Origin of the sequence: Limnobacter olei (assembly GCF_029087225.1) — a bacterium.
Taxonomy (GTDB): Bacteria; Pseudomonadota; Gammaproteobacteria; order Burkholderiales; family Burkholderiaceae_B; genus Limnobacter; species Limnobacter olei.
In genome coordinates this window covers 36,158-48,705 of record NZ_JARFJD010000011.1, presented here as the reverse complement: position 1 = coordinate 48,705, position 12,548 = coordinate 36,158, and the positions used below count along the sequence as shown (strand labels likewise).

At 54.2% G+C, this 12,548-nt stretch carries 11 protein-coding genes; 7 read left to right on the top strand and 4 right to left on the bottom strand.

Annotated elements, in window-relative coordinates; all coding sequences use genetic code 11:
- Positions 1-10: 10 nt before the first annotated feature.
- Complete coding sequence (gatA, locus tag PY990_RS08255; protein WP_275271214.1) at positions 11-1,495, bottom strand: Asp-tRNA(Asn)/Glu-tRNA(Gln) amidotransferase subunit GatA; 1,485 nt, start codon at positions 1,493-1,495, stop codon at positions 11-13.
- A 64-nt stretch (positions 1,496-1,559) separates the two neighbouring features.
- Complete coding sequence (gene gatC / locus PY990_RS08250) at positions 1,560-1,859, bottom strand: Asp-tRNA(Asn)/Glu-tRNA(Gln) amidotransferase subunit GatC (RefSeq protein ID WP_275271212.1); 300 nt, start codon at positions 1,857-1,859, stop codon at positions 1,560-1,562.
- A gap of 233 nt (positions 1,860-2,092) precedes the next feature.
- On the opposite strand from gatC, the gene PY990_RS08245 reads away from it, so the two are divergent.
- From PY990_RS08245 to PY990_RS08215, 7 genes are all read left to right on the top strand, one after another.
- Positions 2,093-3,136, top strand: coding sequence for a rod shape-determining protein (locus tag PY990_RS08245; protein ID WP_008248080.1), 1,044 nt, complete (start codon positions 2,093-2,095; stop codon positions 3,134-3,136).
- A 64-nt stretch (positions 3,137-3,200) separates the two neighbouring features.
- Positions 3,201-4,190, top strand: coding sequence for a rod shape-determining protein MreC (gene mreC / locus PY990_RS08240; protein WP_275271211.1), 990 nt, complete (start codon positions 3,201-3,203; stop codon positions 4,188-4,190).
- Entirely contained in the window at positions 4,180-4,704 is a 525-nt protein-coding gene (gene mreD, locus PY990_RS08235; RefSeq protein WP_275271210.1) for a rod shape-determining protein MreD, read from the top strand. The genes mreC and mreD overlap by 11 nt, the downstream gene beginning before the upstream one ends.
- Positions 4,701-6,635 carry a penicillin-binding protein 2 gene (mrdA, locus tag PY990_RS08230; protein ID WP_275271209.1) on the top strand — a complete coding sequence of 645 codons (1,935 nt, stop codon included), beginning with the start codon at positions 4,701-4,703 and terminating at the stop codon, positions 6,633-6,635. Before mreD ends, mrdA begins: the two co-directional genes overlap by 4 nt.
- Positions 6,632-7,756 carry a rod shape-determining protein RodA gene (gene rodA, locus PY990_RS08225; protein ID WP_275271208.1) on the top strand — a complete coding sequence of 375 codons (1,125 nt, stop codon included), beginning with the start codon at positions 6,632-6,634 and terminating at the stop codon, positions 7,754-7,756. Before mrdA ends, rodA begins: the two co-directional genes overlap by 4 nt.
- Before the next feature lie 10 nt (positions 7,757-7,766).
- Entirely contained in the window at positions 7,767-8,627 is an 861-nt protein-coding gene (locus PY990_RS08220; protein ID WP_275271207.1) for an NUDIX hydrolase, read from the top strand.
- Between the two features lie 2 nt (positions 8,628-8,629).
- The gene (locus tag PY990_RS08215; RefSeq protein ID WP_275271206.1) at positions 8,630-10,552 is read left to right on the top strand and encodes an ATP-binding cassette domain-containing protein; all 1,923 of its coding nucleotides are present in this window, start codon (positions 8,630-8,632) and stop codon (positions 10,550-10,552) included.
- Positions 10,553-10,570: 18 nt separating this feature from the next.
- Here the strand turns inward: PY990_RS08215 and PY990_RS08210 are convergent, their stop codons facing one another.
- Together PY990_RS08210 and PY990_RS08205 are read right to left on the bottom strand one after the other, a co-directional pair.
- Positions 10,571-11,449 carry a hypothetical protein gene (locus PY990_RS08210; RefSeq protein ID WP_275271205.1) on the bottom strand — a complete coding sequence of 293 codons (879 nt, stop codon included), beginning with the start codon at positions 11,447-11,449 and terminating at the stop codon, positions 10,571-10,573.
- On the bottom strand, positions 11,446-12,534 hold the full coding sequence (locus PY990_RS08205) for a phospholipase A (protein WP_275271204.1): 1,089 nt from the start codon (positions 12,532-12,534) through the stop codon (positions 11,446-11,448). The genes PY990_RS08210 and PY990_RS08205 overlap by 4 nt, the downstream gene beginning before the upstream one ends.
- Positions 12,535-12,548 lie beyond the last annotated feature (14 nt).

Below are 12,548 nucleotides of genomic sequence, written 5' to 3'. Positions count from 1 at the left end.
GCGATCCTTTTTAAGACGGAGTATAAAGGTGCCAATCGGTGGCGGCTTGATAATGGTCAGCAAGCGCCAGCATTTCCCCTTCCTTGAAATAATTGCCAATTAATTGCATGCCGACAGGGCGATTTTTGTCGCCAAACCCAACGGGTACGCTCATACCGGGCAAACCAGCCAAACTTGTGCTGAGCGTGTAAATGTCGGCCAGATACATTTGCACCGGGTCAGCTGACTTCTCGCCCAAATTCCAGGCCACTGTGGGGCTAACCGGGCCAGCAATGAAATCGCATTGCTGGAAAGCAGCTTGAAAATCTTGCGCAATCAGACGGCGAATTTTCTGGGCCTGCAAATAATACGCGTCGTAATAACCATGCGAGAGCACATAGGCACCCACCATGATGCGGCGCTGCACTTCAAGGCCAAAGCCTTCACTGCGCGAATTTTCGTACATGGATTTCAAATCGCTGTACTCGGCCGCGCGGTGGCCGTAACGCACACCATCAAAACGCGACAGGTTGGAACTGGCTTCAGCGGGCGCAATCACGTAGTACGCTGGAATGGACAGTTCCGTGCGCGGCAAGCTGATATTCACCAGCGTGGCGCCCAGGGTTTCAAGCTGTTTCAGGGCTGCGTCAACTGGCGCGCGCACGTCGGTGGTCAAGCCTTCGCCAAAAAACTCGGCGGGCAAACCGACCCGAACACCAGCCAGAGGCTTCGCAACATCGCCAGTGCGAAGGGGCTTTCCAAAGCCTGCTGTGAAATCTTCATTTGACACCGGCCTTTGCACGCTGGTGCTGTCTTTGGCGTCAAAGCCCACCATGGCATTGAGCACCAGCGCACAATCGCGAGCGCTGTGGGCCATGGGACCGGCCTGGTCCAGGCTGCTGGCGTACGCAATCATGCCGTAACGGCTGCAACTGCCGTAGGTCGGTTTGATGCCGGTGATACCGCACAGCGACGCTGGTTGGCGAATGGATCCGCCGGTGTCTGTACCCGTGGTAAATGGCACCACACCTGCGGCCACAGCCACGGCCGACCCACCCGAAGAACCGCCAGGCACCGCCAAAGTGTCCCAAGGGTTCAGGCAAGGGCCATAGGCACTTTTTTCATTCGATGACCCCATCGCGAATTCATCGCAATTCAATTTGCCAATGCTCACAGTACCCGCGGCATTCAAGCGAGATACCACCTCAGCATCAAACGGACTTTGATAACCCGCGAGCATTTTAGAGCCCGCCGTGCTGGTCCAGCCTTGGGTAACAAAAATATCTTTGTGTGCAGTGGGAATACCCAACAAGGCGCCGGTTTCACCCGCAGCAAGCCGCGCATCGGCGGCCTTGGCTTGTTGCAGGGTGAGGTCATCGCGAATGTCCACGAATGCGTTCAACCTGGACTGCTGACCAGCTTGGCGCAGAGCATCTTGCGCCAACTCAACGGCACTGGTTTTTTTCTCGTCCAGCAAAGCGCGCAGCTGGGAAATACTTTGAATTTTGGATGACATGCTTAAAACCACATTCCAATATCGGATTTTCTTAAATTAGGAGGACTGAATTCTTGATAAACGATCATTCAATGACTTTGGGTACCAAAAACAGGCCTTTCTCGGCAGCCGGTGCGTTGGCCATATTGGCGGTGCGATTGTCAGCCTCAGTCACGGCGTCTTCGCGCAAGCGCAGCGCGATGGGTTGGATCAGCGAGAGAGGATGCGCCAACGGCTCAACGCCTTCGGTGTTTTCACTGCTCAAGCGATCGGCAAGTTGCATGATGTTATTCAATTGTTGCTCAAGTACCTGAGCCTGCTCGGGCGTCACTTTCAAACGCGACAAGGCCGCAATTTTTGCAATTTGTCCGGAATCAAGGGACATAAATTTTCTCCGCCGACCAGCAGGCCTGAGCATCGCTTCTAAATGATGCAAAAGCCGCTTGGTGAAAGTCTGTGTTGATCAAAGTCTTCTTATTTTATAGGTTATCATCGGTAGTTATGCCACTTGACAAGTGAAGTCCCATAAATAGTGGCGAACCGGACAACATCTAGACAACTTTGAGCTTCGCGGGCTTGGCAGCTCTCCAACTACACAACACAGGTTAGAACATCACCATGTTTGGGTTTCTACGCAGCTATTTATCAAACGACTTGGCCATTGATTTGGGCACGGCCAACACGCTAATCTACGCCCGCACCAAGGGCATCGTTCTCGACGAGCCTTCTGTGGTTGCTATTCGTCAGGAAGGCGGCCCCAATGGCAAAAAAACCATCACGGCGGTTGGCCTTGAAGCCAAGCAAATGTTGGGCAAGGTGCCTGGCAACATCGAGGCCATTCGTCCCATGAAAGACGGCGTAATTGCCGATTTCACCGTGACCGAGCAAATGCTCAAGCAATTCATCAAGATGGTTCACGAAAGCCGCTTGTTTTCACCCAGCCCCAGAATAATCATTTGTGTGCCCTGCGGTTCCACTCAAGTAGAACGCCGTGCCATTCGCGAAAGCGCGCTAGGCGCTGGTGCATCTCAGGTTTACCTCATCGAAGAACCCATGGCTGCAGCAATCGGCGCCGGCTTGCCGGTATCTGAAGCATCTGGCTCAATGGTCGTCGACATTGGTGGCGGCACCACTGAAGTGGGCATCATTTCCCTGGGTGGCATGGTGTACGCCGGCAGCGTGCGCGTGGGCGGCGACAAGTTTGATGAAGCCATCATCAGCTACATTCGCCGCAACTACGGCATGATGATTGGTGAACCCACGGCTGAAGCCATCAAGAAACAGATTGGCTCGGCATTCCCCGGTTCAGAAGTGAAAGACATGGAAGTGACCGGCCGCAACTTGTCAGAGGGCATTCCACGGCGTTTCACGATTTCATCGAATGAAATTCTGGAAGCTTTGACTGAACCGCTCAATGCGATCGTGTCTGCAGTTAAATCTGCACTGGAACAAACACCGCCCGAGCTGGGTGCTGACATTGCTGAACGCGGCATGATGCTGACCGGTGGTGGTGCCTTGCTGCGCGACCTGGATCGGCTTCTAATGGAAGAAACCGGTTTGCCGGTGCACGTGGCCGAAGACCCACTGACTTGTGTGGTTCGCGGCTGTGGCCTTGCACTGGAGCGCATGGACAAATTGGGCACCATTTTCACCAGTGAGTAAGTAACGTAAAACGGTTCTAACTCCGGCTTGTTATATAGCCCAGCATTGAACCGGCTAAAAGCCTATGGAGTACACACCACCACCGTTGTTCAAACAAGGCCCATCCGCACGCGTGCGGCTGGCCTTCTTTGTCGCGCTTTCGGTGGGGCTGCTGTTTCTGGATTCACGATTTGCAGCCATGGAAGTAGTGCGCAAAGCAGTAGGCACAGTACTTTACCCCTTGCAAAAAATTGCCAGCCTGCCCATCGAATGGAGTCAGGCTGGTGTGGACTACGCCACATCGCTGGACACACTCCAATCCGAGAATAAAACCTTGATTCTCGAGCAACTTCAAGACAAGCAACGCCTGCACGAACTCGAAACCTTGCGCCAGGAAAACGAAAAGCTGCGCAAACTGATGAATGTGGGCAACACACTGAAGGTAAAGCGCTCCATTCTCAGCGAAATTGTCAGCGATGCACGCGACCCGTTTTCGCGCAAAATAATCATCGGCAAAGGTTTGATCCAGGGTGTCAAAGAAGGCATGCCGGTGATCGACGAGCTGGGCTTGTTGGGCCAGGTCACCCGCGCCTTTCCAAGTCGGGCCGAAGTCAGCCTGATCACCGACAAAGAACAGATCATCCCCGTTGAAAACCTGAGGAATGGCATTCGCAGCGTGGCTTATGGCGGGCTGGATGGAGGGCTGATTGAACTTCGCTTTATGGCGGCCAACGCTGACATTGAAAACAATGACCTGCTGGTGACATCGGGGCTTGACGGTGTATACCCCAGAGGAATTCCCGTGGCGAGGGTCATTCGGGTCGAGCGAAATTCGCGCTATGCCTTTGCCAGTATTTTCTGTGAACCCATTGCTGGCGTAGAGCGACACCGGTTTGTGTTGGTGCTCGACACCTTCCGCGAGAAAATCGCAACTGACGCGCAGCCAGCCACCAGTGCACCCATGCCGGGGAATAATGCACCGAACACAGGATCGGCCAGCCCACCCACAACCAACGCAGCACCCGCCAGCGCCCTCAACCCGAAAAACACCACGGAGGCTGGCAATGGGAATTAATCCGTTCGGCAACTCCGAAATTTTGCGCCCGGTAAACCCTTGGTTCATTGCATTTTCGCTGCTGGCTGCCCTGCTTTTCAAATTCATTCCAGTCGACCGAAATTGGGTTACGCCCGATTTACTGGCTTTGGTACTGGTGTTCTGGAATATTCGGCAACCGCGACGAATCGGGATTGGCGTGGCCTGGTGCTTCGGCGCGGCAGTTGACGTGCATTCAGCAAGCGTATTTGGTGAACACGCACTGGCCTACACCCTGCTCTCTTACTTCGCGATCACCATTCACCGCCGGGTGATGTGGTTTTCCCCGATGATGCAAGCGGCCCACATTTTTCCCTTGCTTCTGGCGGCCCAAGCCATCACGGTCATTATTCGTGTAATGTTCGGCGGCACCTTCCCGGGCGCCTGGATATTCGCGGAGAGCGTACTGACCGCCGCCTTGTGGCCGCTGACACAGTTTTTGCTGCTGGCCCCACAAAAATTGCCAGAAAACCGTGACAACGACCGCCCGATATGACCGAGTTTAACCACCCAGAACAAGCCATCAAACAGTTCCGGTTTCGGTTGTTTCTGGCCGGGCTCTTTGTGGTGTTGCTGTTTTTGGTATTGGTGGCGCGCTTGCTGTGGTTGCAGGTGATCAGCTATGACAAGTACCAATCCAAAGCGGAAGACAACCGCATTACGATTGTGCCGCTGGTGCCGAACCGGGGCCTGATTCTGGACCGCAATGGCGTGGTGCTGGCCAACAATTACTCGGCCTACACGCTCGAAATCACACCCTCCAAGATCGATAATTTGAACGAAATGATCGATGAGCTGGGCAAGATTGTTGAAATTTCAGTACTGGACCGCAGACGGTTCAAAAAACTGCGAGCTGAATCCAAACGGTTTGAATCCATCCCGATTCGTACACGCCTCACCGATGAAGAAGTGGCCCGTTTCGCGGTACAAAGCTTCCGCTTCCCTGGTGTGGAAATTCGCGCTCGCCTTTTCCGCCAATACCCATACGGTCCCCATGCAGCGCATTTGCTAGGCTACATTGGTCGAATTTCGGCGCGAGATCAGGAAAGGATCGAAGAACTGGACCAAACCAACAACTATCGGGGTACTGCTTACATAGGCAAAGACGGCCTCGAGAAGCGCTATGAAACCCAGCTCCATGGACGAACAGGTTTTGAAGAGGTAGAAACCTCGGCGGGCGGCCGGGCTGTGCGAGTGCTGTCACGCTCACCCGCGGTGCCAGGTGAAAACCTGATGCTCTCTATTGACATTCGCCTGCAGGAGGCGGCCGAGAAGGCCCTGGAGGGCAAACGTGGCGCCTTGGTGGCAATTGACCCCCGCAACGGTGACATTCTTGCCATGGTGAGCGCACCGAGTTTTGACCCCAACCTGTTCGTGGAAGGCATTGATCCCGAGAACTGGAAATTGCTGAACGAAAGTATTGACCGGCCATTGCTGAACCGCCCTTTGGCGGGCACCTATCCGCCAGGCTCTACCTTCAAGCCCTTTATGGCACTGGCCGCGCTGGAGCGAGGCTTTCGCACCGCATCGAGCACGCTGCGCGACCCTGGCTATTTTGATTTTGGTTCCCGCCGGTTCATGGACGACAAAATTGGCGGGCACGGCATGGTGGACATGTACAAGTCGATTGCCGAGTCGTGCAACACCTACTATTACATGCTGGGCAGCGAGATGGGCATCGATATTATTTCGGAGTTCATGGGGCGCTTTGGCTTTGGATCGCACACTGGCATTGACCTGGACGGCGAACGCACGGGTGTGCTGCCCTCTCGGGAATGGAAAGCAGGCGCTTTCAAGAAGGCCGAGGCGCAGCGTTGGTATTCGGGCGAGACCATTTCAGTAGCGATTGGGCAAGGCTACAACAACTACACCCCGCTGCAATTGGCCCACGCAACAGCGGTGCTGGCCAGTGGCGGTATGAACGCAACGCCCCGGCTGGTTCGAGCCTTCCAGAACCCGGTCAGCGGCCAGGTGACTGAAAAACCACTGGAGGCTTTTAAACAGCTAAACTTGCAACAACGGCATGTTGATTCAGTCAAACTGGGCATGCGAGGCGCGGTGCTTGAGGGCACGGCACGCGGCGTTTTCAAGGACGTAAGCTATGAAGTGGCGGGGAAAACAGGAACTGCACAGGTGTTTGGACTAAAGCAGGGCGAAACCTACAAAGACCGTGCTGCCTCGGCCGAGCGCCTGCGCGACCATGGCTGGTTTATTGCTTTTTCACCCATGGAGCAACCTAGAATTGCCTTGGCTGCAATTGTTGAGAACGGAGGATTTGGCAGCCAGTCTGCCGCCCCCGCCATTAAAAAAGTGCTCGACACTTACTGGCAAATTGAAGCGGAAAACGACCGCTCGATTGCATTGCCGCTACCCCAGGCTCCGGAACAGGCTGCCGATCGAACAATCAGCGGAGAGTCTCTGCCGTGAACCGAAACCGCGCCATTCAACGTGAACCCATTTGGCCGCGAATCAAGCCATTCCTGACCGTGTTTGACCCGGTACTCAGCACGATTTTGCTGTCATTGGTTGTGTTTGCCTTGATCACCCAGTACAGCGCGGCATTTGATTTCGAGGGTCGCTTCATTGACCATTCAAGGAATCTGCTGATTGCCTTCATGGTGATGTGGGTAACGGCCAACCTGAAACCCCAATTTTTGATGCGAATCGCAGTGCCGCTGTATGTGGTGGGCGTGGTTTTGCTGATTGCCGTTGAACTGTTTGGCGACATTTCAAAAGGTGCGCAACGTTGGCTTAATCTGGGTTTTATCCGGATTCAACCGTCGGAGATCATGAAAATTGCCATGCCACTGATGTTGGCCTGGTTTTTCCAGCAACGGGAGAATGTTTCCGGCTGGCGTGAATTCGCGGTGGCTTCGGTTATCTTGGCCATTCCAGGTATTTTGATTCTGAAACAACCCGACTTGGGTACAGCACTGCTGGTATTGGGCTCGGGCTTCTTTGTGATTTTCTTTGCAGGTTTGTCATGGAAAGTGTTGGGCTGGCTAACGGGACTGTTTCTAGCCAGTCTGCCCCTATTCTGGACGCTAATGCACGATTACCAGCGCCAGCGGGTGCTCACCTTGCTGGATCCCACTCAAGACCCGCTTGGCAAAGGTTTTCACATTATTCAATCGACAGTGGCCGTGGGCTCGGGCGGATTTACCGGTAAAGGGTTTTTACAGGGTACCCAAACCCACCTGGAATTTATTCCTGAACGCACCACCGACTTTATTTTTGCGGTGCTTGCAGAAGAATTCGGTCTGCTGGGTTGCTTGGTGCTATTGACGCTCTACACCTGCCTGATTGTGCGAGGCTTGGTGATTGCCGGCAACGCGCCCACCCTGTTTTCACGCCTGATGGCAGGCGCCATGGCCTTGATTTTTTTCACCTATGCCTTTGTCAACATTGGCATGGTCAGCGGTATTTTGCCCGTGGTGGGCGTGCCCCTGCCTTTGATGAGTTACGGTGGCACCGCCATGGTGACGCTGGGTATGGGTGCTGGTATTTTGATGAGCATTCAAAACACCAAAAAACTGATTCAAACCTGAAGGCATTGCCATGATTGACGCGAGCAAAGCCTGGTTGCAACACACATTGCCAGTTCAGTTTCAACCCTTCGTCAGCCGCTGGCGCGACAACACCAGCGCGCTGGCCCGACAATTTATTCCATGGTTGCTCAATGGCGAGCACCTGGGCCATTGGGACACCCAACACCAGCAAACCTTTGAGAAAGTCTTCAATGCAACGGGCCTGGTCTGCGTGAGTACTAGCCAAGGCATTGAGTGCAAACATACAGAAGGACCACAGGCACTGAGCGCCAAACTGGCCACTGCTGGGAATATGCTGAAAGCCATGGGCCTGGTGCCGGGCTGGCGCAATGAAGAACAATTGTTGCTGACCAGGCAGGGACAGGTGTTGGCCACCGCAGAGCGGGCCTTGTTCAAAACGCTGGGATTTCGCAGCCGAGCCGTGCATGTGCATGTTGAGAATCACAGAGGTTGCGTGTGGACGGGTGTGCGCGCCGCGACCAAGCACGAAAACCCGGGCATGCTGGACAACCTGGCGGCAGGCGGAATTGCCAGCGCTGAGGGTATTGACAACACACTGTGGCGGGAACTGGACGAGGAAGCCGGGCTGAATTCAGACGATTTTGCCTGGATTGAACCTTTAAACTGCCATGAACTGGTGTTAAGCCGCCCCTTGCTGTATGGTGGCTGGCATTACGAAACAGTCATTCTGTTTCATGGCCAGTTAAAGCCGGGGCGCCGCCCCAAAAACCGCGATGGCGAAGTGGGCGCATTTCAGTTAATGACATCCAATGCTTGCGTTGAAGCAATCAACGCCTGGCAGTTCACCCCCGATGCTGCCCTGTGCTGTGCATTGGCACTGGCCACTACCAGACAAATACGAAAGGAATAACCATGTTGTTGGGCTTAAAAGCGGCCACGTACCGGATAGGTACCACTGTGCTGCTGGATCAGGTTGATTTTTCAATTGAAGAACGTGAGCGCGTGGCCTTGGTGGGCCGCAACGGCACTGGCAAAAGTACACTGTTTCGCATTCTGACAGGCGAAACCACGCCTGAAGATGGCCTGGTGATTAAACAGGACGGCCTGCGCATGACCTGCCTTGAACAAGCCGTGCCCCAGGAACACGATGACACCATTTTTGATGTCGTGGCACAAGGCTTCGGTACCTTGGGCAAACACATCAGCATCAGCCGCACACTGGGCCCGCTGGATCACGATTCCTTGACACCCGCACAGGCCAAAGTGCTTGAAGAAGCACAACATGAGTTGGGCGAGCATCACGGCTGGCACCTTGAAAGTGAAGTAGACCAAATGCTTTCCCGCATGAAGTTGCCTGCGGATTTGCCTTTTGCAAAGCTGTCGGGCGGCATGAAGCGCAAAGTGATGCTAGCCAAAGCCATGGTGAGTAACCCCGACGTGCTGTTGCTGGATGAACCCACCAACCACCTGGACATTCCCAGCATTGAATTGCTGGAAGAGCAGATCCGCCAGTTCAAAGGCGCTGTGATTTTCGTGAGTCACGATCGTTCATTCATGCGAAAGCTGGCCACACGGGTGTGCGACCTTGATCGCGGCATGCTGAAAAGCTGGTCGGGCGGCTACGAGGGATTTTTGAAAGGCAAGGCGGAATTTCTGCATGCCCAGGAAAAGGCCAACGCCCTGTTCGATAAAAAACTGGCTGAAGAAGAAGTGTGGATTCGCCGTGGCATTGAGGCGCGCCGCACCCGCAACGAAGGCCGCGTGCGCGCATTGATGGAAATGCGTAAACAGTTTTCAGATCGACGCAATGTGGTGGGCAGTGCGAAAGTACAGGTGCAGGAGGCCGAACGCAGCGGCAAAGTGGTCGCTGAGCTGACCGACATCAATAAACAGTTGGGCGACTTGCCAATTTTGCGTAACTTCACCAACACCATTTTGCGCGGTGAAAAAATTGGCTTCCTGGGCCCCAACGGCATTGGCAAAACCACAGCGCTGAAAGTACTGCTGGGGCAGTTGCCACCCGATTCAGGCCACATCAAATTGGGCACAAAACTGGAAATTGCCTACTTTGACCAGTTGCGCAGCCAGTTCAACGAAGAAGACACCGCAGTTGAAATTATTGGCGCCGGCAAGGAATTCATTACCATTGATGGGCAAGCCAAACATGTGATCGGCTATTTGCAAGACTTTCTGTTCACACCCGACCGCGCCCGCCAACCAGTGCGTAGTTTGTCGGGTGGAGAACGCGCAAGGCTGATTCTGGCACAGTTGTTTTCAACACCCTCGAACGTGATGGTGTTGGACGAACCCACCAACGACCTGGACATTGAAACCCTGGAGTTGCTGGAAGAAAAACTGATGGCATACCAAGGCACACTGATTTTGGTCAGTCACGACCGGGAATTTTTGAACCAGATTGTGACCCGTTGCCTGGTTTTTGAAGGCGATGGTGTGGTGGGCGACTACGTGGGCGGTTATGACGACTGGTTGCGCCAACGCACCACCGACCCCTGGGCCAATGTGGGTAAGACCAACACGCCCAACGCTGCACCGCCTGCTCCAACCGCTGTTGCGCAACCAACAGTTGCAGCGACGGAACCTACACCCGTCAAGAAGACTAAAAAACTGGGTTACAAAGAGCAACGTGAACTCGAAATGCTGCCCGCGCTGATCGAGAAACTGGAAACAGAACAGGAAGCACTTGTGGCAAAAATTGGTGACCCTGACTTTTACCAGCAAGAAGCCAACATCGTGACTGCTGCGCAAGCCCGCATAGTTGACCTGGAAAATGAACTGCTGAAAGCTTATGCCCGCTGGGAAGAACTGGACGGCTAGGGATTTACCGGGCAGCGACTAAGGACGAATTCGGCTGGGTTGCCCCTGCGCGGTCAATACCATGCCCAAAGACGCCCACACCTCATTGGCTTCCTTGTAGGCCTTGGCCAGTTGAAGGCGCATGCCATAAAAAAGCTTTGCCTCGGGCAAAGTGCCCGCAGTGTCTGGCACCCTTGCCTCCAGCAAACTGCGCGCAGTTTCTTCACTCGCAATGTGAAAACTGCCACTGACCACGCGGCCACCGGTCAGGCGCCGTACTTCCCAGGTAAAACTTTGACCCCACTCAAATTTTGCGGCAGGCGGCAAACTGACATACTCGCTCTCCAGGGGCTCAACCCAAAATCGCTTGCCCCTTGAATCAAACAACATCAAGTTGCCTTCTCTCGGCAAGTCGCCCTGGAATACGAATTCCGGGTTACGAGTCAACAGTAGCGATCCGTCGATGGGTTGCAAAACGCGAAGGGGATTAGTCTCAATGGCGTCATTTTTATCCGCTTTGTGTCCTTTAACGGGCGAAACGCCACGCGGTCGGGCGAACAAATTAATCCATTGATTAATCAAATCCAGGTGGGCTTGCTCCAGAGGAAAGACTCTCACAGCTGGCCCGCTCAACACGCGAACAGTATCAGCGATTACCTTGAGCCGGGCTGGTCCGTTGTAGACCCTTCGATTGCCGGTGTTCAAGATCAACACAGAGAATCGCTGCCCTTTGGGCACTGCAATGGTATGACCATGCAACAGGCGTTGGGTGGGGAGAGCACTGTATTGCTGACCCTTCGGATTGGTGACCACCACCTTCTCAGTGGCGGCCAAGACAAAAACAACGGGCTCATTGGCCTGCGCCACCCCTGTGAACAACAGGCAGGCGACAAAAGCACACTTCAACCACACGTTCAATACCACCCCACCAAAGACAAACCAATACCCAGGTAATCGGATTTGTAATTGTAATCAATCAGGCTTTCGCCATAACCGGTGAAGTATTGCAAATGACCACGCAAGTTACTGGTGAGCGGGAATGCCCAGTCGAATTGAACAGCGCCCCGAGATTCATCGCCACCGCGAAAGTTATGGCGGGTTAGCAGGGAATATTCATGTCCATTGTGTTTGTGAACCAGCAACATGTCGCCACGGCCCATGAAGTCGCTGATGTCGGGGTTGTCGTCTTCAGCGGCATCTTCGGCAATACGCAACCAAGGCCTGAATTGAACCATGGTGTTTTCACGCTCAAACCCGACCATGCCGATCAAGCGATTCCAGGATCTCGACAGTGGCAAGGCCCGCCCGTTGGACTGGTGATTCAGGCTCAAGCCCAGTAGACGAGGTTCCCAACCAGTGGCCTCCCTGAACTCGCTCCAGCTGGAGCGCCAGGTGAAAATCAGTTCTGGTTCATAATTTGTTTCCCGAAAAGGGCGGGAAATATCCTGGTTCATAACCTGCCAACGGCTGGACTGCGTGTAGCCAAACCACAAATCACCATTGTCACCAAACATGTTCTCCATCACCTTGGTTTTCAGGCTGAGTTGAAATTTCAATTCATTGCGATCGAGATTCTCGGGCGCATCACCCGGCTGCACCGTGTTGGCGGGGTTAGGGCTGGTGGGGCGAATGTTCGGTGATTTGTTGTGATACACCGGCAACAGGTAAACAGGCTGGTACGGGCGTATGGAAAAGGTGCCTCTTTTGGCTGAAGGGGCTAGCTCCCAGCGGCGATCCAGCCAGCTCAGGGTGGTGTCTTCGCTGCGTTTGTACAACAACAACCCCCCGTCAATGGCCGCGGCGGCCTCAGGAGCAGAACCATCTTTGACCACCAGGCTTCTGCCTGTGGCATCATCAAAGCACCGCAGGCGAAGTTGGTCGTCTTCGAGAAACAGGCAGGCACGAAGTGCCTCTTCGTCCAGGGTTTTATTTTGAATATCTTGGGCGTTGGCCCAACTGCCCAAGCCGAAAAGGCCCAGCGCAACAAGTAGGGTTTGGTTCATAATCACGTACTGCG